Source organism: Bacteroides xylanisolvens XB1A (assembly GCF_000210075.1).
Lineage (GTDB): Bacteria > Bacteroidota > Bacteroidia > Bacteroidales > Bacteroidaceae > Bacteroides > Bacteroides xylanisolvens.
Genome location: NC_021017.1, coordinates 304,567 through 331,070 on the forward strand (window position 1 = coordinate 304,567; position 26,504 = coordinate 331,070).

19 protein-coding genes and 2 pseudogenes are annotated in these 26,504 nt (G+C 42.6%); 10 read left to right on the forward strand and 11 right to left on the reverse strand.

From position 1 onward, the window contains the following. The first annotated feature begins 51 nt into the window (after positions 1-51). The 7 genes from atpE (at position 52) to BXY_RS01310 (ending at position 9,002) form a co-directional block, all read left to right on the forward strand. Entirely contained in the window at positions 52-309 is a 258-nt protein-coding gene (atpE, locus tag BXY_RS01280; protein ID WP_004295758.1) for an ATP synthase F0 subunit C, read from the forward strand. Positions 310-430: 121 nt separating this feature from the next. Next, positions 431-934, forward strand: coding sequence for a F0F1 ATP synthase subunit B (atpF, locus tag BXY_RS01285; protein WP_004315301.1), 504 nt, complete (start codon positions 431-433; stop codon positions 932-934). Between the two features lie 5 nt (positions 935-939). Next, entirely contained in the window at positions 940-1,500 is a 561-nt protein-coding gene (locus BXY_RS01290; protein ID WP_008022606.1) for a F0F1 ATP synthase subunit delta, read from the forward strand. Next, the gene (atpA, locus tag BXY_RS01295; RefSeq protein ID WP_004315299.1) at positions 1,500-3,083 is read left to right on the forward strand and encodes a F0F1 ATP synthase subunit alpha; all 1,584 of its coding nucleotides are present in this window, start codon (positions 1,500-1,502) and stop codon (positions 3,081-3,083) included. Before BXY_RS01290 ends, atpA begins: the two co-directional genes overlap by 1 nt. Before the next feature lie 112 nt (positions 3,084-3,195). Then, positions 3,196-4,092, forward strand: a complete 897-nt coding sequence (locus tag BXY_RS01300; protein ID WP_015531028.1) for a F0F1 ATP synthase subunit gamma — start codon at positions 3,196-3,198, stop codon at positions 4,090-4,092. A gap of 153 nt (positions 4,093-4,245) precedes the next feature. After that, positions 4,246-6,189, forward strand: coding sequence for an LruC domain-containing protein (locus BXY_RS01305; protein WP_008639992.1), 1,944 nt, complete (start codon positions 4,246-4,248; stop codon positions 6,187-6,189). Between the two features lie 185 nt (positions 6,190-6,374). Beyond that, complete coding sequence (locus BXY_RS01310) at positions 6,375-9,002, forward strand: helix-turn-helix domain-containing protein (RefSeq protein ID WP_008639993.1); 2,628 nt, start codon at positions 6,375-6,377, stop codon at positions 9,000-9,002. A 95-nt stretch (positions 9,003-9,097) separates the two neighbouring features. Here BXY_RS01310 and BXY_RS01315 read toward each other — a convergent pair whose 3' ends face one another. The 3 genes from BXY_RS01315 to BXY_RS01325 all read right to left on the reverse strand — a co-directional run bounded on the left by BXY_RS01315 (position 9,098) and on the right by BXY_RS01325 (position 11,562). Further along, positions 9,098-9,718, reverse strand: a complete 621-nt coding sequence (locus BXY_RS01315; RefSeq protein WP_004315295.1) for a LysO family transporter — start codon at positions 9,716-9,718, stop codon at positions 9,098-9,100. 66 nt (positions 9,719-9,784) lie between these two features. Then, entirely contained in the window at positions 9,785-10,060 is a 276-nt protein-coding gene (locus BXY_RS01320; RefSeq protein ID WP_004315294.1) for a LysO family transporter, read from the reverse strand. 569 nt (positions 10,061-10,629) lie between these two features. Then, the gene (locus tag BXY_RS01325; RefSeq protein ID WP_015531029.1) at positions 10,630-11,562 is read right to left on the reverse strand and encodes an SDR family oxidoreductase; all 933 of its coding nucleotides are present in this window, start codon (positions 11,560-11,562) and stop codon (positions 10,630-10,632) included. Between the two features lie 207 nt (positions 11,563-11,769). On the opposite strand from BXY_RS01325, the gene BXY_RS01330 reads away from it, so the two are divergent. After that, complete coding sequence (locus tag BXY_RS01330; RefSeq protein WP_015531030.1) at positions 11,770-12,939, forward strand: RtcB family protein; 1,170 nt, start codon at positions 11,770-11,772, stop codon at positions 12,937-12,939. 284 nt (positions 12,940-13,223) lie between these two features. Here BXY_RS01330 and BXY_RS01335 read toward each other — a convergent pair whose 3' ends face one another. The 3 genes from BXY_RS01335 to BXY_RS01345 form a co-directional block, all read right to left on the reverse strand. Next, a complete protein-coding gene (locus tag BXY_RS01335; protein WP_015531031.1) occupies positions 13,224-14,498 on the reverse strand; it encodes a clostripain-related cysteine peptidase in 1,275 nt (424 codons plus the stop codon). A gap of 422 nt (positions 14,499-14,920) precedes the next feature. Continuing rightward, on the reverse strand, positions 14,921-15,820 hold the full coding sequence (locus tag BXY_RS01340) for a helix-turn-helix domain-containing protein (RefSeq protein WP_015531032.1): 900 nt from the start codon (positions 15,818-15,820) through the stop codon (positions 14,921-14,923). Positions 15,821-15,850: 30 nt separating this feature from the next. Then, the gene (locus BXY_RS01345; protein ID WP_015531033.1) at positions 15,851-16,753 is read right to left on the reverse strand and encodes a helix-turn-helix domain-containing protein; all 903 of its coding nucleotides are present in this window, start codon (positions 16,751-16,753) and stop codon (positions 15,851-15,853) included. A gap of 204 nt (positions 16,754-16,957) precedes the next feature. On the opposite strand from BXY_RS01345, the gene BXY_RS01350 reads away from it, so the two are divergent. Beyond that, positions 16,958-17,974 carry an SDR family oxidoreductase gene (locus BXY_RS01350; RefSeq protein WP_008022584.1) on the forward strand — a complete coding sequence of 339 codons (1,017 nt, stop codon included), beginning with the start codon at positions 16,958-16,960 and terminating at the stop codon, positions 17,972-17,974. 105 nt (positions 17,975-18,079) lie between these two features. Here the strand turns inward: BXY_RS01350 and BXY_RS01355 are convergent, their stop codons facing one another. From BXY_RS01355 to aspT, 3 genes and pseudogenes are all read right to left on the reverse strand, one after another. Continuing rightward, on the reverse strand, positions 18,080-18,628 hold the full coding sequence (locus tag BXY_RS01355; protein WP_009039533.1) for a hypothetical protein: 549 nt from the start codon (positions 18,626-18,628) through the stop codon (positions 18,080-18,082). 171 nt (positions 18,629-18,799) lie between these two features. Beyond that, positions 18,800-20,444 (reverse strand): annotated as a pseudogene (gene aspD, locus BXY_RS01360) (aspartate 4-decarboxylase). Positions 20,445-20,466: 22 nt separating this feature from the next. Then, complete coding sequence (gene aspT, locus BXY_RS01365) at positions 20,467-22,161, reverse strand: aspartate-alanine antiporter (protein ID WP_009039535.1); 1,695 nt, start codon at positions 22,159-22,161, stop codon at positions 20,467-20,469. Between the two features lie 169 nt (positions 22,162-22,330). Between aspT and BXY_RS01370 the strand changes: the two genes are divergently transcribed. Then, on the forward strand, positions 22,331-23,998 hold the full coding sequence (locus BXY_RS01370; protein WP_008640016.1) for a formate--tetrahydrofolate ligase: 1,668 nt from the start codon (positions 22,331-22,333) through the stop codon (positions 23,996-23,998). A 338-nt stretch (positions 23,999-24,336) separates the two neighbouring features. Here BXY_RS01370 and glyA read toward each other — a convergent pair whose 3' ends face one another. Both glyA and BXY_RS01380 read right to left on the reverse strand, forming a co-directional pair. Then, a complete protein-coding gene (gene glyA, locus BXY_RS01375; protein ID WP_004303451.1) occupies positions 24,337-25,617 on the reverse strand; it encodes a serine hydroxymethyltransferase in 1,281 nt (426 codons plus the stop codon). Positions 25,618-25,751: 134 nt separating this feature from the next. After that, a pseudogene (locus BXY_RS01380) lies at positions 25,752-26,491 on the reverse strand (porin family protein). Positions 26,492-26,504 lie beyond the last annotated feature (13 nt).

Sequence of the window (26,504 nt, forward strand, 5' to 3'; positions counted from 1 at the left end):
ATTAAATAATAAAAACAAGAGAAAATATAAACCATTTTAAAACTGAAAATTATGTTACTATCAGTATTGTTACAAGCCACTGCAGCAGCAGTAGGAGTTAGTAAATTAGGTGCAGCTATCGGTGCAGGTCTTGCAGTAATCGGAGCTGGTTTGGGTATTGGTAAGATTGGTGGTTCGGCAATGGAAGCTATCGCACGCCAGCCGGAAGCATCGGGAGACATTCGTATGAACATGATTATCGCCGCCGCCTTGATTGAAGGTGTGGCCCTGTTGGCGGTAGTAGTTTGTCTGTTGGTGTTCTTCCTCTAATCAGGTATATAACAAGCGGATTTCGCAGGCGTAAAACCCTGTTTCTAAATGGGGGAGATCCTCATGCAATGGGCAGCCGCGAAATCGTAAATTGTAAATCGTAAAATCGTAAATAAAGATTATGTCATTACTATTACCTGATAGTGGCCTGCTGTTCTGGATGTTTCTCTCATTCGGGATTGTGTTCGTGATATTGGCGAAATACGGCTTCCCCGTCATCATCAAGATGGTGGAAGGCCGTAAGACCTATATCGACCAGTCTTTGGAGGTGGCGAGGGAAGCTAATGCCCAGTTGTCTAAACTGAAACAAGAAGGCGACGCATTGGTGGCAGCCGCCAACAAAGAGCAAGGACGCATCTTGAGGGAAGCAATGGAAGAACGTGACAAGATTGTTCACGAGGCCCGTAAACAAGCCGAAATTGCCGCACAAAAAGAACTTGATGCGGTGAAACAACAAATCCAGATGGAGAAAGACGAAGCAATCCGCGACATCCGTCGCCAGGTGGCCGTGCTTTCTGTTGACATCGCCGAGAAAGTGCTCCGCAAGAGTCTTGAGGACAAGGATGCACAGATGGGCATGATCGACCGCATGCTGGATGAAGTACTAACCCCGAATAAGAACTAAGGAAGATGGAAGTCGGAATACTCTCAATGCGTTATGCAAAAGCTATCATTGAATACGCACAGGAAAAAGGTCTGGAAGACAGGTTGTATCAGGAGTTTCTGACCCTGTCGCACAGCTTTTGTGAACAGCCCGGTCTGCGCGAAGCGCTTGATAATCCCGTCATCACGACCAAGGAAAAGTTGGCGTTAGTCTGCACAGCTGCCGATGGTGACGGTAAATCGACCAGAGAGTTTGTCCAATTTATCACTTTGGTACTGCGAAACAGGCGTGAAGGCTATCTGCAATTTATCAGCCTGATGTATCTGGATCTCTACCGGAAGTTGAAACATATTGGCGTAGGAAAGCTGATTACAGCCGTTCCTGTCAATAAGGAAACAGAAGACCGGATCCGGTCGGCTGCCGCACATATCCTGCATGCTCAGATGGAGCTGGAAACGGTGATAGATCCTTCTATCGAAGGTGGGTTTATCTTTGATATCAACGACTATCGGTTGGATGCAAGCGTTGCCACGCAGTTGAAGCGAGTGAAACAACAATTTATTGATAAGAATAGGAGAATTGTATAATGTCTGAAAATATAAGAGTAAGCGAAGTATCCGATATATTGCGCAAGCAGCTCGAAGGAATCAATGCCAATGTGCAACTTGACGAAATCGGTACGGTGCTCCAGGTGAGTGACGGCGTAGTGCGTATCTATGGACTACGGAACGCCGAGGCCAATGAATTGCTGGAGTTTGATAATGGTATCAAAGCAATCGTGATGAACCTCGAAGAGGACAACGTGGGTGCTGTACTGTTGGGCCCGACGGACAAAATCAAAGAAGGATTCGTCGTGAAGCGTACCAAACGTATCGCCTCCATCCGTGTAGGAGAGGGCATGCTGGGACGTGTGATTGACCCGCTGGGCGAACCGCTCGACGGCAAAGGATTGATTGGCGGCGAACTGTATGATATGCCTTTGGAACGTAAAGCTCCGGGAGTAATCTATCGTCAGCCTGTGAACCAGCCGTTGCAGACCGGATTGAAGGCTGTGGACGCCATGATTCCTATCGGTCGCGGACAGCGTGAGTTGATTATCGGCGACCGCCAGACAGGAAAGACTGCCATTGCGATTGATACGATTATCAACCAGCGCACTAACTTCCTGGCAGGCGACCCTGTATATTGTATCTATGTAGCTATCGGTCAGAAGGGTTCTACTGTTGCTTCTATCGTTAATACGCTTCGTGAGTACGGAGCACTGGACTACACGGTGGTTGTAGCTGCCACGGCTGGTGACCCGGCTGCGTTGCAGTATTACGCTCCGTTTGCAGGTGCTGCCATCGGCGAGTATTTCCGTGATACCGGGCGTCATGCGTTAGTGGTTTATGATGACCTTTCCAAACAGGCGGTGGCTTATCGTGAGGTTTCGCTGATTCTTCGCCGTCCGTCCGGTCGTGAGGCTTATCCGGGTGATATCTTCTATCTGCACTCCCGTCTGTTGGAACGTGCTGCCAAGATTATCAGTCAGGAAGAAGTGGCACGCGAAATGAACGATCTCCCAGAAAGTCTAAAGGGGATTGTGAAAGGTGGCGGCTCGCTCACAGCATTGCCTATCATCGAAACGCAAGCAGGTGACGTATCGGCTTATATCCCGACGAACGTGATTTCTATCACCGACGGACAGATATTCCTTGAGACTGACTTGTTCAACCAGGGTACGCGTCCGGCTATCAACGTCGGTATCTCCGTATCCCGTGTAGGTGGTAACGCGCAGATTAAGGCTATGAAGAAGGTGGCCGGAACATTGAAGATTGACCAGGCGCAATATCGCGAGTTGGAAGCCTTCTCTAAGTTCAGCAGCGACATGGACCCGATTACTGCCCTGACTATTGATAAAGGACGTAAGAACGGACAATTATTGATTCAACCGCAATACAGCCCGATGCCCGTAGAGCAGCAGATTGCTATCCTCTACTGTGGTACGCACGGACTTCTACATGATGTCCCATTGGATAAGGTGCAAGACTTTGAACGCAGTTTCATCGAATCTCTGCAACTGAATCATCAGGAGGATGTATTGGACATACTGAAAACGGGCGTGATCGACGATAACGTGATTAAAGCTATCGAAGAGACTGCCGCTATGGTGGCGAAACAGTACTTATAATAGTGATTAGTTGGTTAGTGATAAGTGATTAGCTTACTGTCACCAACCACTAACCGCCAACTATTAATCACTATCACCAACTATTAATAATTAACCACTAACCAATAAAAAAATGGCTTCACTGAAAGAAGTAAAAACCAGAATAAATTCGGTAAAAAGTACCCGAAAAATCACTTCAGCAATGAAGATGGTGGCTTCTGCCAAATTACACAAGGCACAAGGAGCCATTGAGAATATGCTGCCTTATCAGAAGAAGTTGAACAAGATTCTGACTAACTTCCTAAGCGCGGACCTGCCCATCGAATCTCCTTATGTGCAGGAGCGTGAAGTGAAGCGTGTAGCAATCGTCGTCTTTTCTTCAAACACTTCTCTTTGTGGTGCTTTCAACGCCAACGTCATCAAAATGATGATGCAAACGATCGGGGAGTTCCGCACCCTGGGACAGGATAATATCTTGATATTCCCAATTGGCAAGAAGGTGGATGAAGCGGTCAAACGAATGGGATTCAGACCGCAGGAGACTTCTCCGACGCTCTCCGACAAACCGACGTATCAGGAGGCTGCCGAATTGGCTCACCGACTGATGGATATGTATGTGGCAGGAGAAGTGGACCGCGTGGAAATAATCTATCATCACTTCAAATCAATGGGGGTACAGATTCTTCTCCGGGAGACGTATCTCCCCATTGATATGACGAATGTGGTAAGTGAAGAGGACAGAATGAATAAGGAGGAGGTAGAGGAGCATGAAATTGCCAATGATTATATCATCGAACCGAACGCGGAAGAATTGATCGCCAGCTTAATACCAACAGTATTGAGCCAGAAGATTTTTACCGCTGCCGTCGACTCTAATGCATCGGAACATGCTGCACGTACCCTGGCTATGCAAGTGGCTACGGACAATGCAAATGAACTGATTCAGGATTTGACGAAGCAGTATAATAAGAGTCGCCAGCAGGCGATTACAAATGAGTTGCTGGATATTGTAGGGGGGACAATGAAATAGATTCCAAGGATTAATAACAATATTTTTTGATTCGGTATCCCATTTTTAAGATAAGCCTTAAAAATGGGATATTTGTATATATATTTGTGGCATAATTAGGCTTGATTATGGGTTTATGCCTAGACAAAACAAACTTAAAAATATATATAGATTATGAGAATTAAGCATTTATTGAACTTTTTCGTTGCAACGGTATTTATCGGTGTGGCAGTAGGATGTGCAGAAAAGGATTTGTATGATCCTAATTATGGGAAAGAACCTGTAAAAGGTCCTGAAGAATATTTTGGATTCGAAACACGTGGAGATGTGTCGCTTGATGTGAATTATGCATTACCCGGATTTGCGGCTCTTATTGAAGTCTATGACATTGATCCGATGGAAATTGTGGATAATACACCTGTAAAAAAACAAGGAGTGGAAGCTTTATTCAAGATTTACACAGATGAAAGCGGAAAGTTTAATGGAAAGATGAATATTCCTACTTCTGTAAAATCGATATACCTATATACGGAAAGTTGGGGATTACCAAGGTGTATGCCATTGGAAATAAAGGATGGTATGGTTAGTTTTGATATGTCAAATATAGGAGCTTCTACTGTAAAAGCAAAAAATAATACACGGTCTTATGGTTTTCAAGGGACGGTTCCTTATGTCTTGAATGGAAATAATAAACTGTATTCCTTATGTAAATGGGGAGAGGGAGGAAGTCTTGACAGTAAATATATGTCATTTGAAGAGAACGTTGGTGATGAAACGGTTGGAAGTTTGACGCAACGTTTGAAGAATTTCTTTAATCCTGATGGAATAGCGAATGTTGATAATATGAATTTAGTCACCCAATCCAGAACTACAAATATTACGGTAACACAAGATGGGACTGCATTGGATGTTATTTTCCTGAATCGGGATGCCATGTATAATAATTCGTTCGGGTATTATTATTATAAAACATCTAAGGAACCTGATATGCGCGGAATGTCAGATATGAAGAAGTATATCATATTTCCAAATGTTTCTTTCTCTGTATATGGAGGTCAGTTGCCTATTTTGAAATGTGGCAGTAAAGTACGTTTGCTCTATTTTGATGAACAAGGTAATGCTAAAGAGGAATTTCCAGCCGGTTATACGGTAGGATGGTTTATGTATGCTGATGGATATAATCAGAGTGAGAATGAAATTGATATAACAAAACAAGTTGCATCAGGTTTCTCTAATTTATTAGCTTCTAATCAGGTGTTGGGACAGCAGCGACAGAATTTTGTATCTGTAAAGGACGAGACAAGCGGCAAGGTTATTATCGGAGTAGAAGATGGGGCAAATAATAGTTATTGTGATCTTTTATTCTATGTAAATGCATCAAAAACTATTGAGGAACCCAATGACAGACCTGTTATAACTCCGGATGATGGAAATGAACCAGAAAAACCGGATGTAACTGAAACGAAGACCGGTACATTAGCTTTTGAAGATATATGGCCTGGCGGTGGAGATTATGATATGAATGACGTAATCGTAGAATATAATCGTGCCGTATCTTTTGATAAAAAGAACCAGGTAACTAAAATTGTAGATACATTTACTCCTGTACATGATGGTGCAGTGTTTGCGAATGCTTTTGCTTATCAGGTAGATAAGGGACAATTCGGTAAAATGACTTTTTCCGCTACTACGGAAGGGATACATACGGAATCTGCAACATCTTCTATTATTGTTTGTCCGAATGTGAAGCAAGCTATTCAAAAGGTATATACTATAACCCGTGAATTTACAGGCGGTTCTTTCAATAAGAAAGATTTAAAGTCATATAATCCTTATATCATAGTGAAGTATGCCGAAGGGCAAAAAGGTCGTACAGAAGTGCATCTGCCTAAGCATGAGGCAACATCTCTTGCGGACTTGTCTTTAGCAGGTACTCAAAAGGATGCTTATTACATAGATAAAGAAGGAGCTTATCCGTTTGCTATTGATATTCCTATCTTGAACTTTATTTCAGTAACTGAAAAAAAGAGTATTGATACCGAATATCCTAACTTTAAAGCTTGGGCAGATTCTAAAGGAGAAAAATATACGGATTGGTATAACAATCATGTAAATTAACTCTCAAAGCATATAACACAACATTTGGTGTTTTTATTGTTCTCTCGTCCCGGTCGTTATTTAATGAAAACGACCGGGACTTTCTTTTATCCGATTGCTTCTCATCTCTACCAGAAAAAGTTTGCTACTTTTATTTCAATCTCTATATAGTTTTCTGTACCTTTGCACAAAACAATATAACTTTCATGGAAAATAACCCGGAACTGCAGCTAGCTTGGCAGTTCATAGAAAATACAGGCACACATTTATTTCTTACCGGAAAAGCCGGAACCGGAAAAACGACATTTCTTAGACGATTGAAAGAACATACGCCCAAACGCATGGTCGTATTGGCTCCGACAGGGATTGCAGCTATCAATGCGGGAGGAGTAACGATTCATTCTTTCTTTCAGTTGTCTTTTGCCCCTTTCGTGCCGGAAACTACCTTTAATTCTTCCCAAACGCATTACCGTTACAGTAAAGAAAAGCGGAACATAATTCGTAGTATGGATTTGCTCGTTATTGATGAGATCAGTATGGTGCGTGCCGATTTGTTGGATGCGGTGGATGCAACTTTGCGGCGGTATCGCGATAGAGAGAAACCATTTGGCGGGGTGCAGCTGTTGATGATTGGAGATTTGCAGCAATTGGCTCCCGTCGTGAAAGATAATGAGTGGGAACTGTTGAGGAAGCATTACGAAACCCCTTATTTCTTTGCGAGCCATGCGTTGAAAGAAACGGTATATATGACCATTGAGCTTAAAAAAGTCTACCGGCAGAGTGACACATTCTTCCTGTCTTTATTAAATAAAATCCGGGAAAATAAGGCTGATGATGAAGTGTTGAATGAACTGAACCGTCGTTATCAGCCTGGTTTCCAGCCACAAAAAGAAGAAGGATATATTCGGCTGACGACACATAATTATCAGGCACAGAAAGTAAATGACCGTGAACTGGCATCTTTATCCGGCAAGGCGTATCATTTTCGTGCCGAGATAGAAGGAGACTTCCCCGAATATTCGTACCCTGCGGATGAACTCCTGACAATAAAGGAAGGGGCACAAATTATGTTCCTGAAGAATGATCCATCGTCCGAGAAACGATATTATAACGGTATGATTGGTGAGGTGGTCACTGTTAATGATGCAGGCATTATCGTGCGGGGGAAGGGGAATAAATCAGAATTTCAGTTGTTGCCGGAAGAGTGGGGAAATTATAAGTACGTGCTGAATGAGGAAACAAAGGAAATCACGGAAGTGATAGAAGGAACGTTCCGTCAATATCCTATCCGTCTGGCATGGGCTATTACGATACATAAAAGTCAGGGGTTGACGTTTGAGCGTGCCATTATTGATGCGCGTAACTCTTTTGCGCACGGACAGACTTATGTAGCGTTGAGCCGTTGCAAGACTTTGGAAGGGATGGTGTTGGAGTCTCCTTTGCGGAGGGAAGCCATTATTAGTGATGCTACGGTGGATAATTTCACCAAAGCGGTAGAGCAGAATAAGCCGGGCAGTCAGCAGTTGAACGATATGCAAAAGGCGTATTTCTTTGATTTGTTGAGTGATTTGTTTAATTTCTATTCGATCGATCAGGCTTATAAACGATTGCTTCGTTTGATAGATGAAGATTTGTATAAGCTCTTTCCGAAGCAGTTGGCAGAATATAAGGCATTGGAACCTCGCATCAAAGAGAAAATAGTGGAAGTGTCCCAGCGTTTTCGTAACCAGTATACCCGGTTGATACATGAGAGTGAAGACTATGCGACGAATCAGGAGTTACAGGAGCGGATTCGTTCCGGGGCCAGATATTTTCATAAAGAGTTGGCGCCGGTTCGGGCTTTGTATAATAAGACTAATATGCCTCTTGATAATAAAGAGTTGAGAAAGCTGTTGGCGGAACGTATGCAGGCGTTGGATGATGCGTTGTGGATTAAAGAGTCTTTGTTGGAGGCTGTGTCTGCAAGAGAGAGATTCGCTATTACGGATTATTTGAAGTTGAAGGCTAAAGTAATGTTGAGTCTTGAGGATGATTCTTCTTCTTCCGGTTCTTCGAAAGCGTTGAAAGAAAAGAAAGAGCGGAAGGAACGGAAAGAGCGTACACGTAGCGGTGCTGAAAAGGTGAAAGTGGAAGTGCCTACGGATATTTTGCATCCGGAGCTTTATCGCGCCCTGTCTGAATGGAGGACAGCCAAAACACGTGAGGTGAATCTTCCTGCGTATGTTATTATGCAGCAGAAAGCGTTGATGGGAATTGTGAATCTGCTACCGGATAATCCAAGAGCTCTGGAAGCGATACCCTATTTCGGAGCAAAAGGGGTGGAAAGGTATGGACTTGAAATATTAGGCATTGTCCGTAAGTATATGGCGGAAAATCAATTGGAAAGACCGGAAATAATGGATATGCTCATCTCTGATAATAGGGAAGCCGCAAGCCGACGGGAAGAGCTGAAGCAACGGAAAGAAGAACAGAAGCAACGGAAAGAGGAAGAAAAACAGAAGAAGGAAGCAGAGAAACAGAAAAAAGAAGCGGAGAAGGAGAAGAAAAAAGATACAAAATTAGTCAGCTATGAAATGTTCTGCCAGGGAATGAGCATAGATGAAATAGCCAAAGCTCGCGAATTGGTATCGGGAACCATTGCCGGTCATTTGGAATATTATGTCCGTTTAGGAAAGATTAAAGTGGAGAAAGTAGTGAAAGCTGAAAATCTGGCGAAGATTCGTAAGCATCTGGAAGAACATGAATACATGGGAATATTTGCCATTAAGGCAGCATTAGGAGACGATGTCTCCTATGCTGATATAAAGTTTGTATTGGCTGTTTCCGGGCATTAACTAATTATCTCTGGACCTAGCCCCAAACATAAAAATATCTCTGTCTTTCGTTCACAATGCTCATTCTTGCTCTTGTCAAACCATCGCAAGCAATATCAGAGATTACAGAAAAATGAAACGAAAACAGGAACACTGATATCAATCAGAATACCGTGTAAGATAGCGATGGGAATCATTTCTTTTCCCGAATATCTGCTGATGGAGGGCAGGAGTACATCCATCGAATTGACTCCTGCCGCTGAAATAGGAGCCAGTTTCCCGAAATACTTCTTGATGATTGGAGTACCGAGAAGTGCCATCATCTCACGGAAAATATTAGTCAACAGTGCGATAGTTCCTAATTCCGTAGCCAGTTGCAGCCCGATAGAAGGCTCTTTGAACTGGGTGATAAGGATAGAAGAGAGCGAATAGTATGCGAATCCGCTTCCCACTGCCATACAGTCGAACACGCTCCACTGGCGCAATAGCAGGCTTGCTAAAGCAGAAAACAGCAACGTACCGATAATCGTTCCCAACGGAATCAACAGCATTTTAGGATGCAAATGTGAAACAATCGCTTTCAGGTTCTTATTAGAACCGATACTGATTCCCACTTGCAGCATTAACGCATAAAGTATATACATTGAAACTGTGTGCGTATCAAACTGGAACTTGTTGAAAGCTCCCATGACACAACCTACACAAAAGAATAATATAACGATCAAACTTCCTTTCATTGTTCACCTCCTTCTTGAATAAACGCGTCTTTTTTCCTCTTAAAAGAAATCAGACTCCTTTTTTTATTATTCGCCTCCTTTTCTAAAAAACAATTGCAGTACCAAACGGGCAGCGATCAGGCTTCCCAATACACCGGACACGGCAAGAACAATTGCCTGCCATCCGAATTTACCGAGATTGTTTACAATCAGGCTATTAGAACCGATAGACACACCGAGAATGAAGAGCAACAAGAATATTGTAAGAGAAATTGTCTTTTCTGTCTTTTGCAAGATACTCCAGTTACGCAATACATAACCGATGCCGATTCCTAAAAACATAGTAGATATAATAGAGAACATAATGTATATATTTTTGGTTAGGTTAAACTGATTATTGACAACGCACAAGAGAATTTTCAAAGAAGATGATACATCTGCTTGAAAATCGGAAAGGAATACTGCTGTGAATAGTGAAACAAGTCAGCAGATAGTTCCTGTTAAGAAATAATAGGGTAATTTAGATGAATCCACTGAACCAATGTACATGCACGCAGCAAGACTTACAGAAAGTCGGTATTCCTGCAAGAAAAAGATTAGCGTTATGTAGTTGTAATGTTTGATTCATCATTGGTCTTTTTTGATTTTGGTGCAAAGATAATAACTTATTGCATATTTTCAAAATAAATATGCAATAAATGAAGCGAAAGAATTATTCGGAATGAAATAGATTGTTGTAAAAAGTAGTATTGTTTCCAATTCTACCACTGTCTTCAATTTGGGCACTATCCCGTATTTTGTGTAAATAGCCACTGTTCATCATTTGGGGACTCTCTTATTATATAAATAGAAACCACAGAATTCCTCTTGTAGTTTTCTGCTTACGTAAAATGATGGATAATCCTTGAATAATTGATAATCTGTCCTCTTCCTTATAAATGTTCCCAGTTCGCAAGAGCTTCTTTAAGCTTCTGTGGCTCGTATCCAAGCATTGTTCGTGCTTTATCGATACTCATTCCACTAAAACGGGGACGGGGAGTGGTTTCATTCATTTCCTCTGTCGTGACAGGATGGATAAGAGAGTGATCCAGTCCCATATAATCTGCTACCTGATAAGCAATCTCCGCAATGCTCATGCACTCAACGCCACAAATGTGAAAGATACCGTTCGTTGGATGTGCTATCAAACGCTGTACACCATCCGATACGTCTCCAACATAAGTCGGTGTCCGCCATTGATCGGATACGACACGGATTTCTTGTCCGGCTTTCAAACGGTTCATTACCAACTGGACGATATTACCGTGTTGTCCCGGCAGCGCTCTGCCATAAACGATTGCTACACGGACAATAGCATAACTGCTGCAAGTTTCTGCCACTTTCTCTTCTCCTTTCCACTTGGTATATCCGTAATAGTTGACGGGAGCGGGGATGTCTTCTTCTGTGTACAACGGTCCGGCATCTTCATTTATCTTTTCATCGAAAACAAACATCTTTCCATCGAAAACAAAGTCCGTCGATAGATGAATGAACCGGCTTTTATATTCTTCGCAAAAAACAGCCAGTTGGCTCACTGCGGTCACATTGGTAAGATAAGCCTCTTCATGATGCGTCTCGCAATAATCCGGCACGGACAGGGCGGAACAATTAATGACCACATCAGGCTGAACCTCCTCAAAAAGACACTTAATGTCCGCTTCATTCCGTATATCTGTTTCAATGAAACGATATTTCCCTACATCATTCGGAGAAATATCCGGATGCAGAGAGCACCCCGTTACCTTATATTGTGCATGAACAGACAAATCATTCAATATTTGGCGTCCGGTGAATCCATTGGCGCCGATAATCAATATCTTCTTCATTAGGTTCTATTTATATATAGTGTTATAGATATCAAGGCGCCATATCCGGACTTTTTGATGATACAATCATTGCGGAGACACGACTTTTTTTGCACATATTTCTACAAAAATAGAAAATAATATCCATTGCGCAAATAGATTTCGTACTTCCCATCTTACTTTGCTCCCGATAACGAGATTTATATGAATGGATAAAAGAAAAGAAGTATGGAAAAAGTAATTATGGGAACACGTTTGCCCGCTAAGCTTTGGTTGAATGAAGTAGAAGACTCTTGTATGTCGCAGATTATGGATTTAACTTCACTTCCTTTTGCGTTTAAACATATCGCCATCATGCCTGATGCCCATGCGGGAAAAGGAATGCCAATTGGCGGTGTGTTGGCTACGAAGGGTGTGATTGTTCCCAATGCTGTGGGAGTGGATATCGGTTGTGGAATGTGTGCGATTAAGACCAATCGAAAAGCGGATGATTTTAGTTATACGGATTTGACTTCCATCATGTCGAAGATTCGTGCGGCCATTCCCTTGGGATTCGATCATCATACTAAAAAGCAAGATCAGGAGTTACTTCCACAAGGATTCGACCTTGAGGAGATGCCTATATTGAAGAATCAGTACGAGGCTTGTTTGAAGCAGATAGGAACCTTGGGAGGAGGAAACCACTTTATTGAGATTCAGAAAGATACCGAAACGTCTGATGTGTGGGTGATGATTCACTCCGGAAGCCGTAACATTGGTTTGAAGGTTGCCAATCACTATAATAAGATTGCGCAATATTGGAATGAGAAATGGTATTCTGAAATGGTATCGGGACTGGCTTACCTGCCAATGGAGACGCAGATGGCAAAGGATTATTTCCGTGAAATGAACTACTGTGTGGCCTTTGCCTTTGCTAACCGTCAGTTGATGATGACCCGTATTTGTGAAGCCATCCAGGCTGTGAAACCTGAAACGGACTTTGAGCCTATGATTAATATTGCCCACAACTATGCAGCCTGGGAGAACCATTTCGATCAGGATGTGATTGTGCACCGAAAAGGAGCTACGCGTGCCTATGAAGGTGAGATTGGTATTATCCCCGGATCTATGGGTACTAAATCCTATATCGTTGAAGGACTGGGTAATCCGGAGAGCTTCAAAAGCTGTTCGCATGGTGCCGGCCGATTGATGGGACGAAAGGATGCCTGTCGCCGTTTGTCACTGGATGAAGAGAAAGAGCGAATGAACCAGCAAGGAATCATTCACGGACTCCGTTCGCAGGATGAACTGGATGAAGCGCCGGGAGCTTATAAAGATATTGCGCAAGTGATAGCGAATGAGCGGGATTTGGTGAAGCCGTTGGTGGAACTTGCTCCAATGGCAGTTATTAAAGGGTGATTGACAGATGTACCAAGAAGAGGAAAGCAAAGGCAATTTGGAGTATAGGTATAAAAAAAGGAGCAACGCCTTGCTCCAACCTTTGTTAACCTTAAATCTAATACTATGAAAAACACATTGCAAAGATACGGACTATTGCGAAACTAGCAAATAATCCAAGAAAAAAAGTATGTTTTATAACATTGATTAAGAATTTGTATTCTCGAATCTATTTTTATTAAGAGATTTGACTGATCACAGACAAGAGTAAAGCCTCCATTATCGTACTATTTCTTTTAGTAGCCTTAATGAGTGGCAACATACCACGCTGTTTCGTTCTTTTTCAAAGCAGCTGCACTAGTGCTTGGATCAGAAATAGTGATACCGGAGAAAGTATTGATTTTTTTTCGTTCTCCATAATAGGAGGATATTGCTGTAAAATAATACTCCGTATTCCTTTTATATGGAACTGTGCGTTTCAGTTGTTCGTTGAATTGCTCCAATAAATCAGGATCGGAGCATAGCTTTGCAACATAATCACCACAATCAAAGAATATGGAAGGTTTATATCCGTCTAAACTCTGCAAAGAAGAAATTAATTCTTCGTTAAACGTATAACGTTGATTTATTTCTTTCATAATGGCCGCCAGATTATCTATTTCCGAGCAATCTGTGACACTGATTGTTCCGCAGGGAGTGACATAATTTGAATAAAAAGAATAGAAACCATCACAAATCTTTTCATAATCTATGTTTCCGATTAAGTACTGGCCAATCTTGTCGTATGGCATGCCATAAGCCATAATTTCACTAGTGGATGCTATCAGGTGACTTGTTACGTTTTTAAGGTCATAAGCAACCTCTACTGTCGACATATAGCAGTCGTCGAAAAGGATATACTCCATCTTCAATCCTGCGCTCGATATTCCTTCGGCAAGTGTAGTAATATCCGTCTGATACTTGGATTCTCTGCCTCCGAAGAGACGTGTCATAGGTGTATTCCCATATTCCCAATGTTTTTTGACTGTTTGCAGGCTACTGCGTGATTGCGTTCTTGATACGGGGAGCCATCCCATCCCGTGGCATCCGATAATCATTGCATATCGTTTGGCGGGAGAGTAGGTCTGTACATCATTCAGGATAGAAGTGATACCCTCGGCCGTTGTATAGCTGGGAGTCGGATAATTATAGCTTTTTAAAGCCTTCTGCACAGCTGCGCCTTTTTCGTAAGAAAGCTCATAGAGAGTGGCTTTTGTAGCCGTTGTGCACATAAATACGAGAACCCGTTCGTTTTTCAATATGTTCTGTCCGATAATACTTTTCAGATCAGCAATATTTTGATAGAAAAAGGAAGTCAGGTCAGTCGACCAGGGCAGATACATAAATACAGTTTGTTCATTATCCGAACGAACCACCGGGTCGGTAGGATCAGGATCTGTCGGATCAGTGTTGTCCGTCTGCCTTGTGTCTGGAGATGTAGAAACCGGATCTTCTTTCTCACACGAAATCATGCCGAAAGAAAGAAATAATACGAAGAGGATTGATTTCATCAGACGATAATATTGTTGCATTGTTTCCATTATTCTACTAAGGATTAAATTTTCTTTTTATATATAACGTAAAAAGAGAACTTTTTGATTTGCTTTACCGGGACATAATTGATACATCTCTCTTTGCAAAGTTACTGAAAAATAGCGTAATTCCAATACCGTCATTCATAAGAAAGAACAGCTGTTCGGGAAATGGTAACTTAGGAAGTTAAAGAGGAGAGTTGACGTATGGACATAAAAAAAGGAGCAACGCCTTGCTCCAACCTTTGTTAACCTTAAATCTAATACTATGAAAAACACATTGCAAAGATACGGACTCTTGGGAAATTAGCAAATAATCCAAGCAAAAAAGTATGTTTCATAACATAGATTAAGAATTGGATATTTCAATTCAAATTTTATTAAGACTTTTTTGTTGCTTTATCGTCCTCCAATCCTTTTAGATTTCATTTCTAGTTAGGTACTCTGAAATCATTCGGAGAGCAACCGGTAACTTTCTTGAATAGCCGGCTGAAATACTGCGGATTCTGGAAACCCAGTTCTTGTGTTATCTGATTAACTGTTTTATCAGTATTCAGCAACCAGTCTTTGGCAATCTCGAAACGTTTGAACTCGATGTATTCTTTAAAAGATTTCCCCGTTTCGTGCTTCAGCAAGTCGTTGAAATATTCAGGAGATAAATGAAGCACGTTAGCGCAATACTCATTTGAAAGCACATCGACAGCTGGTGCCGGCTTCGTTTCGAAATGGTTATTTATGATTTTATCAAATTGCTTGATAATCTTTTTATTCACTTCGTTACGTGTAATGAATTGGCGTTCGTAGAAACGTACACAGTAATCCAGCAATAGCTCTATATATTTGGAAACTATTTTTTTGCTGTGGCGATCAATACAACGTTCGAGTTCTTGGTTGATTCTGTCCATAAATTCCAGAATGATCTGTTTCTCGCGCAATGATATATGCAGTGCCTCTTCAGGCTGATAAGAGAAGAAAGTATAGTTATCTATATTAAGTCCGAGCGGAGTGCCACAAATCAGATCGGGATGAAAAGCCAATATCCATCCTTTGGAGGGAAATCTTTTATTCTTTTCTTTCATACTGATAGACTCTCCGGGAGCCAGGCAGATCAAAGTACCGTCCGAGAAATCATAATACTGGTGACCATACACATAGGCCTCACATTTACACTCACTCAATAGAATCGTATAAAAGTCGAACTTGATGTCCGTATGAGGCGACAAATCAGCCTTTGAGAGATCAATGACACTCACCAGCGGATGTAGTGTTTTGCTTCCCAGACAACAATTGCATTGATGCACGGTTCCTATTTTGAGTACTTTATCTCCCATGATGTTGAGACTCCTGTAGCTAAAAAATGCTTAGTTTCTTTGTTTATATTCGTTCGGGGTGCAACCGACATGCTTTTTAAACAATCGGCTGAAGTGCTGTGGATATTGAAATCCCAGTTCATAAGCCACTTGGCTGACAGTTTGAACACTTTCCAGTATTCTTTCTTTTGCCAGTTCGATAATCCGGCACTGGATATATTCCTGTGCAGTTTTTCCTGTTTCCTTCTTTATCAGGTCTCCGAAATAATTAGGAGAGAGACATGCCTTGTCTGCAAAATATTTCACGGATGGCAGTCCTTCGGTTATTGCCACCTGATTCTGGAAGTATTCGTCCAGCAATTGCTCGAATTTTACGATAATATCTTTGTTCGCCTGATTACGTGTAATAAACTGCCGTTCGTAGAAACGCATACAGTAATCCAGCAGCAGTTCGATGTTTCGCACGATGAGTTGCTTGCTGTGTTTGTCAATAGGATGTTCCAGCTCGATCCTGATTTTATGTATGCAATCAGTTACGATTTCTCTTTCCTGGTCTGAAAGATGCAATGCTTCATTTACCTCGTAAGAGAAAAAAGTATAGTTTTTGATATGCTGTCCTAATGAAGTTCCGCGGATTAAATCGGGATGAAACAAAACGCCGATTGACTTGGTGCGGGGAGCAGGCCTGTTGCGGTTGTCTATTCCGCTCACTTGTCCCGGTGCCATACAAACAACCGTTCCTTCCTGATAATCGTAATTCTTACGTCCATAAGTGAGGTCGCCACATTTTGCATCCTTCAGGAACAAGCAGTAGAATCCGATATTCATACGGATATATTCAACTGACCTGGTGGCTTTTGAGAAGTCGATTACATTCACCAAAGGGTGCAATGTTTCCAGTCCAAACAATTGGTCATACTGATCGACGGTTTCAATTTTTGTTATTTCATCCATATGCTTCTGTTATTAATCTGATACAAAGATAAAACATTTGAAGGTATCTTTTTAATTTCATTCAGCAAATCAGTAATATGGGTATAAGAATCAGTAATCTGTATACTACATAAACTTTCGGGCAGAAAAATAAATGGCAATGATTGCTGGAAGTAAATGATGGAATTGATATATTTGTTCCGGAGAATATAAAAAACAGGTTTTATGAAAGCATTATTTATTGGAGGTACAGGTACGATCAGTACAGATGTAGTGGCATTGGCGCAACAAAAAGGGTGGGAGATTACTCTCCTAAATCGTGGTTCGAAAAAGATGCCGGAGGGAATTCACAGTATCATTGCGGATATTAATGATGAAGAAGCTGTGGCAAAAGCCATCGTGTCCGAACATTACGATGTGGTTGCACAGTTCATCGGCTATACGGCAGAAGACGTGAAGCGTGATATCCGCCTGTTCCAGAATAAAACGCGGCAATATATCTTTATCAGCAGTGCCTCTGCCTACCAAAAGCCATTGGCCGATTACCGCATAACCGAAAGCACCCCTTTGGTCAATCCCTATTGGCAGTATTCCCGTAACAAGATAGAAGCGGAAGAAGTGCTGATGGCAGCCTATCGCACAAACGGTTTCCCCGTTACAATCGTCCGTCCCAGCCATACCTACAACGGAACAAAACCTCCCGTATCTGTACATGGAGATAAGGGAAACTGGCAGATCCTAAAACGAATCCTTGAAGGTAAACCTGTTATTATCCCCGGCGACGGTTCTTCTTTGTGGACATTGACTCACTCTAAAGATTTTGCCAAAGGTTATGTAGGACTGATGGCGAACCCTCATGCCATTGGGAACGCTTTTCATATCACTACCGATGAAAGCATGACCTGGAATCAGATTTATCAAACCATTGCCGACGCGTTGGGTAAACCTCTGAATGCATTACACGTAGCCTCCGATTTCCTTGCCAAGCATAGCGATCATTATGATTTCAGAGGTGAACTGTTAGGAGATAAAGCAGCTACGGTAGTCTTTGATAACTCGAAGATAAAGCGGTTGGTTCCTGATTTTATATGCAATACTTCCATGGCAGACGGATTACGACAAGCCGTACACTATATGCTTTCCCATCCGGAATCACAAATACCCGATCCGGAATTTGATTCATGGTGTGATCGTATTGCCAACGCAATAAGTGCGGCAGATAAGGCCTTCGAGCTTTCCTAATTCTGTGCCGAACTTACTTGATTTAATTCCGGACTGTCTGATCTAATCTATAGGACTACTTGGTTTTATTTCAGACTTCCGGGGTTTTATATTGAAGTACCTTATTTAATAAGGCGCGTTTCGTCCTTGTTGCACTTCGATTCGTATTCCGAAATTACCATTTGCTGATTTCAGTTCGAATGCTCCCCGGAAATTATTTCTTTCCCAAGGCATAGCGCTGCGGTTAGGCACTCGCCAGCCATCCTTATCATAATCTCCGTAGGTATTGATTCTCATTCCGTTTTTCAGTTTGAAAGACCCCATCTGCATAAACTGTGGAGAAGAAGACAGTCCCCAACCATATCCGTAGCCAAAGCCAGAAAAGCCGGAGAAAGAAGACGAAGAAAAAGAATCAGTGAATCCTTGCGAATAAGTAACATCTGTATTTAAACGAAAGAGCTGATTATAATCTTTCGTCATATTAGGCATCTCTAAATTAAACTTGGGAAGTTCGGGAGTTGCTACATTCATTAGCCCCATATCCAGCAGAAAGCCACCAAACTCTTTAATATTGGTGGATGGAGCATGACGAATACTATCGGAAGGAATTTCCGACTGTGCGGATGCAAAACCGACCGATAATATCAGCGAAAGAAATAGAATCAGTTTTTTCATCTTCGTAAAGGTTGATTTACCACAAAGATAGAGATTTTCAACCTGACTATTTGCTTCCGTTATGTTTTCTTAGAAAAAAACTATCTTTTCAGTTATTTACGATTAGGCGATTTACAATGTACGATTGAGGTTACTATCCTCAATCATACGATCGTAAATCGTCTAATCAGTTCATTCTTTTGATGCTTTCCATGTTTGGGCATATTCTTCCAACACACACTTGATACTTTGTCCGATTTTCACATAATCGGCCTCATTCAAATTAGCCAGTGACACACGCACACTCCATTTCGGTCCGGCAAAGCCACCGCCATTCAACAGCACGAGTGAAGTTTCGTTTGCCAGACGGAAAACCACATCCAGCGGATTGTATGTCTTTTGCAGATAAGCAACGAAGTCATCTCCGTAGAATTTCTTCGCCCATACCAGCATATCAATCTCCGAATAATATCCGGCACGCAGCGGATCCTCTACCAGTGTGAACCCCGTGTTATCCCACAACGCATGCAGGCGTCGATGAATAATTTCCTGCATCTTGGTTTTATAACTGTCTTCTTTATCCAGAAGCGAGAAGATGGCAAACAAACTCATCTGCATTTGTTGAGGCAGAGAAAGCCCTGCGGTATGATTCAGCGCAATCTGCCGGCTGTCAGCCACCATGCGGTCGATAAATTTCATTTTTTCCGGTTGCAGGCTAAGACTGGAATAACGTTTGTTCAATATTGATTTCTGCTCCTCCGACAGGCGGGCAATCATTTTGTCGTAGATGTTGTCTTCGTGTAAAGCAATCACTGCGGTTCTCCATCCCGTAGCTCCGAAATATTTGGAGAACGAATAAACGCAAAGCGTATTGTGTGGCAATTCTGCCATCAATGAACGGAAATGAGGGATAAACGTTCCATACACATCATCCGTAATAATCATCAGGTTCGGATTGTCATTCTTCACAATGTTGATGATACGTTCGGTAGTCTCCCTGCTAAGTGCGTAACTGGGCGGATTACTTGGATTGGTGATAAATAATGCTTTGATCCGCGGATCTTTCAACTTGTCTATATCTTCATCCTTATACTGCCAGGTGTGCAATCCGTCAGGAGTCATCTGGTCGGCGGAAATTTCGGTAACGTCAAACTGATAGCGTCGCAATTCCGGGATTTCTATATAAGGAGTGAACACGGGAATCATCAAAGCAATGGCATCTCCCTGATTCAACAGGAAATTCTCTTGCAAAGAATCGAACAGATAACACATGGCTGCCGTACCTCCTTCGGTGGCGAAAAGGTCAAAAGTCCCTTTCGGCGGACGGCGGTCACACATCTCTTGTGCCAAGTAATCCTGCACGATTAACTCTGTAAAATGTAAAATACGGTCGGGCACAGGATACTGGTCGCCGATGACCGATTCCGCCCATTCGTGAATCAGCGTATCCGGATCGGCAGCATGCTCCATCAACATATAATTGTAGCCCTCTTTCAGCAGATTAGCCCCCGGAGCTTTTTTCATTCTCTTTCAGGAAAGCCTCGAAACGGGCAGCTATTCCAGCCTTTTGCGGAATACCTGCTATTCCTTCTTCCAGTGAAAACGCATGGCGACATTCGCAAAGTCCGAATTGTCCCAACAGAAAAAATGCTTCGCGTGGTTCGGTAGCAATCCAGTTCGGATTACCTCTTCCCGCATTCAGCATGGTATGTGCTATTTTCTTAATGCTTTCGTCTGCCATATCGATCAGTTTGTTTTTCAGCTCGAACGGGCTGATCGTTTCCATTTTCTTGGCATAACTTTTCGTAATGGCAGGGTTATTTGTTTTCTTTTCCATAATGATATTTATTTATATAGTTTTACATAAGCAACACGATGACGACTCCCCAGATAATCAGTAGCGTATTGCCGACTGCATACGTCACTGTATACCCTAATGCGGGTGTATCACTTTCCACTGCATCCTGAATAGCTCCCAGTGCCGCTGTTGTGGTACGTGCTCCTGCCGTGCATCCCAATGAAAGGGCAGGGTGGAATTTGAACAGGTATCTCGCCATCAGCAATCCTGCGAGAAGAGGGATGGCAGTTGCCAGTGCACCGACAATAAACAGACTGACTCCGACTTCCTTGAATCCGGCTATAAAACTGGGGCCTGCAGCAATGCCGACCACTGCGATAAACATATTCAGCCCTACATTATTCAATACCCATAAAGAGGGTTCGGGGATACCTCCGAAAGTAGGATGCTTGCTGCGTAACCAACCGAACAGAAGTCCGGCAATCAATGCGCCGCCACTGGTAGAAAGACTGATAGGAACACCTCCCAGATGGATAGCCAGTGCACCGAAAAGACCACCGAGCAAAATGCCCAGCCCGACGAAAATCATATCCGTCTGATTGGTCGGACGGTCAATGTAACCCATTTGTTTGGCAGCGTCTTCCACTTCATGTTTAAGACCGGTGAGCTCGAGAATATCTCCCGAATCCACAACTGTTTTGGATAATACCGGAACATTGATTCCGGCACGCTTGATGTTACGGATACTGACTCCGTGCATAAATTTCTGTGCCCGGATTTTGGCTACCGTTTCGCCGGCAAACGTCCGGTGAGTCACCATTACGGGAAGAGTTTCCGCCGGAAAATCCAATAATTGTGCGTCGATCACTTCCGGACCGATCCAGTCTTCTTCTCCGATTACAAACTCACGGCGTCCGCTTAGTACCACTTCGTCATTTTTGCGAAGAATCAGGTTCGGATCAACATCTTTCACCACTCCTCTTTGACGAATCCGTTCTACAAACAGCCGTTTATCATTCTTACATAAATATGTTTCGAGTTCACTGACTTTCTTTCCTTTGCCGAACCATTCATTGGTGATTTTATAGGCACGGAATACCACCGGACGAAGAGCCGGGGAAAATCCGGGTTCATCAGCTTCCGATGTTCCCATTTGAGCCTCCAGTTCTTTGCAGTCGGCTTTCACCTTATCCAGTCCGCCCAGCATTTTAGGGCCGAGAGAAGCCAGAATCCATGCAGAACCGGCTGTACCGAAGATATAAGTTACAGCGTAAGCTACCGGAATCGCATTGATGAATGTTGCTTTTTGTGCATCGCTGATTCCCAATTGGTTGATTGTATCGCTTGCCACGCCGATCACGGCGGATATGGTCTGTGAGCCTGCCAAAAGTCCGGCAGCTTCCCCTACATGGTATCCCATGATTTTGGCGAGTATCCACGGTGCCACCAGGCTGACAATACACATCAGTACAGCGAATCCCACCTGTGGCAGCCCATCCTTTTTCAATCCGCGGAAAAACTGTGGACCTACCTTATAGCCGACGGCAAACAGGAAAAGCAGAAAGAACACAGCTTTCATCGGGCCATCCACAGTGATATTCAGTTGCCCGACCAACACGCCGACCAGCAGAACACTGGTGACTGTCCCTAATGAGAATTTCCCTATTTTGAGTCTGCCCAGCCAGAATCCGGCAAAGAGCGTCAGGAAAATAGCAAGTTCAGGGTGTACCCTTAGTTGATTAATAATCCATTCCATAATTAAGTTGTTGTTTTAGGTTATGTCATTTACAACAGTTATTGCGTGAAAAGAGTTTATAGTGTTTATGATAAATAGATATATAAATATCCGATGAACTTTAAATTTCTCTATTTCGCTTTTTTGTTATACTTTTGTTCTTTCAAAAATAAAACTAATCATATTCTGTATGAAATCAGACATAGAAATTGCTCGCAGCATTGAGCTGAAGAAGATTAAGCAAGTTGCCGAAGGTGTCGGAATTCCTCGTGAGGAAGTGGAGAATTATGGCCGCTACATCGCAAAGATCCCTGAACAACTGATTGATGAAGAGAAAGTGAAGAAAAGCAATCTCATCCTGGTCACTGCTATCACGGCAACCAAAGCGGGCATTGGCAAAACTACCGTATCTATCGGTCTTGCTTTGGGACTGAATAAAATTGGAAAGAATGCGATTGTCGCTCTTCGTGAACCGTCTCTCGGTCCTTGTTTCGGAATGAAGGGAGGAGCGGCCGGTGGAGGATATGCACAAGTGCTTCCGATGGATAAGATTAACCTTCATTTCACAGGGGATTTTCACGCCATCACCTCTGCTCATAACATGATTTCGGCTTTGCTCGACAATTATCTCTATCAGAACCAGGCAAAAGGTTTCGGATTGAAAGAAATCCTTTGGCGGAGAGTGCTTGATGTGAACGACCGTTCGTTGCGCAGCATCGTTGTCGGTCTTGGACCTAAATCTAACGGGATTACCCAAGAGTCCGGTTTCGATATTACTCCTGCTTCGGAAATTATGGCGATTCTTTGTCTTTCCAAAGATGTGAGTGATTTGCGTCGTCGTATCGAAAACATCCTGTTGGGCTTCACTTATGATGACCAGCCTTTTACCGTAAAAGATCTGGGAGTGGCAGGAGCTATCACTGTGTTGCTGAAAGATGCCATCCATCCTAATCTGGTGCAGACTACGGAAGGAACCGCTGCTTTTGTACACGGCGGTCCGTTCGCTAATATTGCGCATGGTTGTAACTCTATTCTGGCCACTAAATTGGCAATGTCTTTCGGCGATTATGTAATCACAGAAGCCGGATTCGGTGCTGATCTTGGTGCAGAGAAGTTCTACAATATCAAGTGCCGCAAGAGTGGACTCCAACCGCGTCTCACGGTGATTGTCGCTACGGCACAAGGATTGAAGATGCACGGAGGTGTCAGTCTCGACCGTATCAAAGAACCGAATATGGAAGGACTGAAAGAAGGATTGCGTAATCTGGACAAACATGTTCGTAATCTTCGTTCATTCGGTCAGACGGTTATTGTAGCTTTCAATAAGTTTGCGTCCGACACCGATGAAGAAATGGAATTGCTGCGTGAGCATTGCGAACAGTTGGGAGTCGGTTTTGCTATCAACAATGCGTTCAGTGAAGGAGGAGAGGGGGCAGTAGACATGGCCCGCCTGGTGGTAGATACAATCGAAAATAATCCGTCCGAACCTTTGCGTTATACATATAAGGAAGAAGATAATATACAGCAGAAGATTGAAAAGGTGGCTACTAATATTTACGGAGCCAGCGTTATTACTTACAGCAGTATTGCACGCAACCGTATCAAACTGATCGAGAAAATGGGCATCACTCATTACCCGGTTTGTATTGCTAAAACACAGTATTCATTCTCTGCCGATCCTAAGATTTATGGCGCGGTGAACAATTTCGAGTTCCATATTAAAGATATTGTAATCAATAACGGAGCTGAAATGATTGTAGCCATTGCCGGAGAAATTCTTCGTATGCCGGGATTGCCTAAAGAACCGCAAGCATTGCATATCGATATTGTGGATGGAGAAATAGAAGGATTGAGCTGATATACACTTAAAGAACACTTGTTCTGGCGCTATGCCGATAAAAATAAATCCCCGTCTTTCCCTATAAAATGAATGTGGAAAGACGGGGATGACTGTATATAGAGTCCAGTGCGCTTCTCTTTTCTCTTCATGTACACTGTACGGTTGAATTCGTACTTGTTGTGGGTGATATATGACATCATATATTTCTTTTATAGTAACAAAAACGAAATTCCGGAAAGATGGTTCGAACGGGACCGTTAATAAATAAAAAAAGGCCTGCTCCTTTCGTAAAGAGCAGACCTTAAATGGGAATTAAGCTAATAACAGTTTACAATTACTAGCTTTAAAATTGTGTTTTAGTAAGCGAAAAGAGGATATTTTTTCATTGTCTCATTGACGCGTGCACGTACTTGTGCAATAACTTCCTCATTTTCTACGTTAGACAATACAGTCTCGATCATTTCTGCAATTTCGAGCATCAAGTCTTCTTTTGCACCACGAGTTGTGATAGCAGGAGTACCCAAACGGATACCGGAAGTCTGGAAAGCCGAACGGCTGTCGAACGGAACCATGTTCTTGTTAACGGTAATATCAGCAGAAACCAATGCTTTTTCTGCCACTTTACCTGTCAGATCAGGATATTTGCTACGCAGGTCGACCAACATAGAGTGATTGTCTGTACCACCGGAAACGATGGTAAAGCCACGGTCGATCAAAGCCTGTGCAAGTACGGCAGCATTTTTCTGTACTTGTTTAGCATATTCCTTAAATTCAGGTTGCAGGATTTCGCCGAAAGCAACTGCTTTAGCAGCAATTACATGTTCCAACGGTCCGCCTTGGATACCCGGGAAAACGGCAGAATCCAGTAATTGAGACATCATTTTGATCTCACCTTTCGGAGTTTTCTTACCCCATGGATTGGGGAAATCCTTACCCATCATGATGACACCACCACGAGGTCCGCGAAGTGTTTTATGTGTAGTAGAAGTGACGATATGTGCATATTTAACCGGATTTTCGAGCACTCCGGCAGCGATCAGACCGGCAGGATGAGCCATGTCGATCATCAGGATAGCGCCTACTTTGTCAGCGATTTCACGCATACGTTTGTAATCCCATTCACGAGAGTATGCAGAACCACCACCGATAATCATTTTTGGTTTTTCACGAAGAGCGACTTCTTCCATCTGGTCGTAATCAACGCGTCCTGTTTCCTGATTCAGGTTATATTCGCAAGGAGTATAGATGATACCGGAAGTGTTCACTAATGAACCGTGAGACAGGTGTCCGCCGTGTGCCAGATTTAATCCCATGAATTTGTCGCCCGGATTCAGAACAGCAAGGAAAACAGCAGCATTAGCTTGTGCTCCCGAGTGTGGCTGTACGTTTGCCCATTCAGCGCCGAAAATTTCTTTCAGGCGGTCGATAGCGATTTGTTCGCTTTGGTCTACTACTTCGCAACCTCCGTAGTAACGTTTGCCGGGATAACCTTCTGCGTACTTGTTAGTCAGGCAAGAACCCATTGCCTGCATTACTTGGTCACTCACAAAGTTTTCTGATGCAATCAGCTCGATTCCTTTCAACTGACGTTGATGCTCTTTTTCGATGATGTCGAAAATGATGTCGTCTCTTTTCATTCTTTTATAAGTAAGATTAAATTTCTAATTCGAGATACCTATTTTAAGCGCACAAAGTTAATGAAAATAAATAAAGAATGAAGGAACAGTAAGAAAAATGTTAGTAAAAAGCGGGATTTAATGATATTTTATTCTTAAAGAATGAATCCCAGTGAAAAACTTAACGCGCTGTCACGGCGACGGAAAATAATGTTGCTCACACCCGTACTGCCGTCGGAGTTGATATTGTCATAAATGATAGACTTGGAGATGTTTCCTATACCTTGTTCGTAGCGGAAATCGAAGAAGATACGTGAGATGTTGACACCTACGCCAATCACTGCGCTGACATTGAACGGATACAACTTTTCGTGAATACCCTTTTGGTCGAAATTCTTAAAAGTGATTTCATTGTGCTTTCCCCATAGGTAGCGAAGCTTGGGACCTGCGAAGATAGACATTCCGTAAGGTCCTTTTTTCACTACGTTATATCCATATAGAACGGGAAAATCGACACTGTGCAACACCGATTGCACCGAAGCGTAATCAGGCTCGATGGCAGGATGCTGGGAACCGAGTTTGTCGAAAGTAATCTCACATTTGCTTACATTATACGACACTTCAGGCTGAATGAAATGTTTTTTCATATTGATGCGCATGAAGAGAGCACCGAAATAACCAATCTTATAGTTATTCTGCACCTCATCGATAGTTACATCTTTAATTTTCAGTTCAGACACCATGAACATGGAAGAGTTGAAGCCCGCTTTGATACCGATATTTATTTTTTTGTGTTGGGACGGTCTACTCTGTCTGCGTTATAATTCTGTCCGACAACCGGGCTGCCGGCTGCAACTAATAAACCTAAAAAAATGAATTTACGCAGCATATCCATGACAGTATCGTTC

What these genes read in the sequence shown, in the direction of transcription:
- BXY_RS01300 (WP_015531028.1), top strand. Translation starts at nt 3,196, where the DNA reads ATGGCTTCACTGAAAGAAGTAAAAACCAGAATAAATTCGGTAAAAAGT.
- BXY_RS01335 (WP_015531031.1), bottom strand. Translation starts at nt 14,498, where the DNA reads ATGGAAACAATGCAACAATATTATCGTCTGATGAAATCAATCCTCTTC.
- atpF (WP_004315301.1), top strand. Translation starts at nt 431, where the DNA reads ATGTCATTACTATTACCTGATAGTGGCCTGCTGTTCTGGATGTTTCTC.
- BXY_RS01290 (WP_008022606.1), top strand. Translation starts at nt 940, where the DNA reads ATGGAAGTCGGAATACTCTCAATGCGTTATGCAAAAGCTATCATTGAA.
- BXY_RS01355 (WP_009039533.1), bottom strand. Translation starts at nt 18,628, where the DNA reads ATGAAAAAACTGATTCTATTTCTTTCGCTGATATTATCGGTCGGTTTT.
- BXY_RS01310 (WP_008639993.1), top strand. Translation starts at nt 6,375, where the DNA reads ATGGAAAATAACCCGGAACTGCAGCTAGCTTGGCAGTTCATAGAAAAT.
- BXY_RS01325 (WP_015531029.1), bottom strand. Translation starts at nt 11,562, where the DNA reads ATGAAGAAGATATTGATTATCGGCGCCAATGGATTCACCGGACGCCAA.
- BXY_RS01345 (WP_015531033.1), bottom strand. Translation starts at nt 16,753, where the DNA reads ATGGATGAAATAACAAAAATTGAAACCGTCGATCAGTATGACCAATTG.
- atpA (WP_004315299.1), top strand. Translation starts at nt 1,500, where the DNA reads ATGTCTGAAAATATAAGAGTAAGCGAAGTATCCGATATATTGCGCAAG.
- BXY_RS01340 (WP_015531032.1), bottom strand. Translation starts at nt 15,820, where the DNA reads ATGGGAGATAAAGTACTCAAAATAGGAACCGTGCATCAATGCAATTGT.
- BXY_RS01350 (WP_008022584.1), top strand. Translation starts at nt 16,958, where the DNA reads ATGAAAGCATTATTTATTGGAGGTACAGGTACGATCAGTACAGATGTA.
- BXY_RS01315 (WP_004315295.1), bottom strand. Translation starts at nt 9,718, where the DNA reads ATGAAAGGAAGTTTGATCGTTATATTATTCTTTTGTGTAGGTTGTGTC.
- BXY_RS01370 (WP_008640016.1), top strand. Translation starts at nt 22,331, where the DNA reads ATGAAATCAGACATAGAAATTGCTCGCAGCATTGAGCTGAAGAAGATT.
- BXY_RS01305 (WP_008639992.1), top strand. Translation starts at nt 4,246, where the DNA reads ATGAGAATTAAGCATTTATTGAACTTTTTCGTTGCAACGGTATTTATC.
- BXY_RS01320 (WP_004315294.1), bottom strand. Translation starts at nt 10,060, where the DNA reads ATGTTCTCTATTATATCTACTATGTTTTTAGGAATCGGCATCGGTTAT.
- glyA (WP_004303451.1), bottom strand. Translation starts at nt 25,617, where the DNA reads ATGAAAAGAGACGACATCATTTTCGACATCATCGAAAAAGAGCATCAA.
- aspT (WP_009039535.1), bottom strand. Translation starts at nt 22,161, where the DNA reads ATGGAATGGATTATTAATCAACTAAGGGTACACCCTGAACTTGCTATT.
- atpE (WP_004295758.1), top strand. Translation starts at nt 52, where the DNA reads ATGTTACTATCAGTATTGTTACAAGCCACTGCAGCAGCAGTAGGAGTT.
- BXY_RS01330 (WP_015531030.1), top strand. Translation starts at nt 11,770, where the DNA reads ATGGAAAAAGTAATTATGGGAACACGTTTGCCCGCTAAGCTTTGGTTG.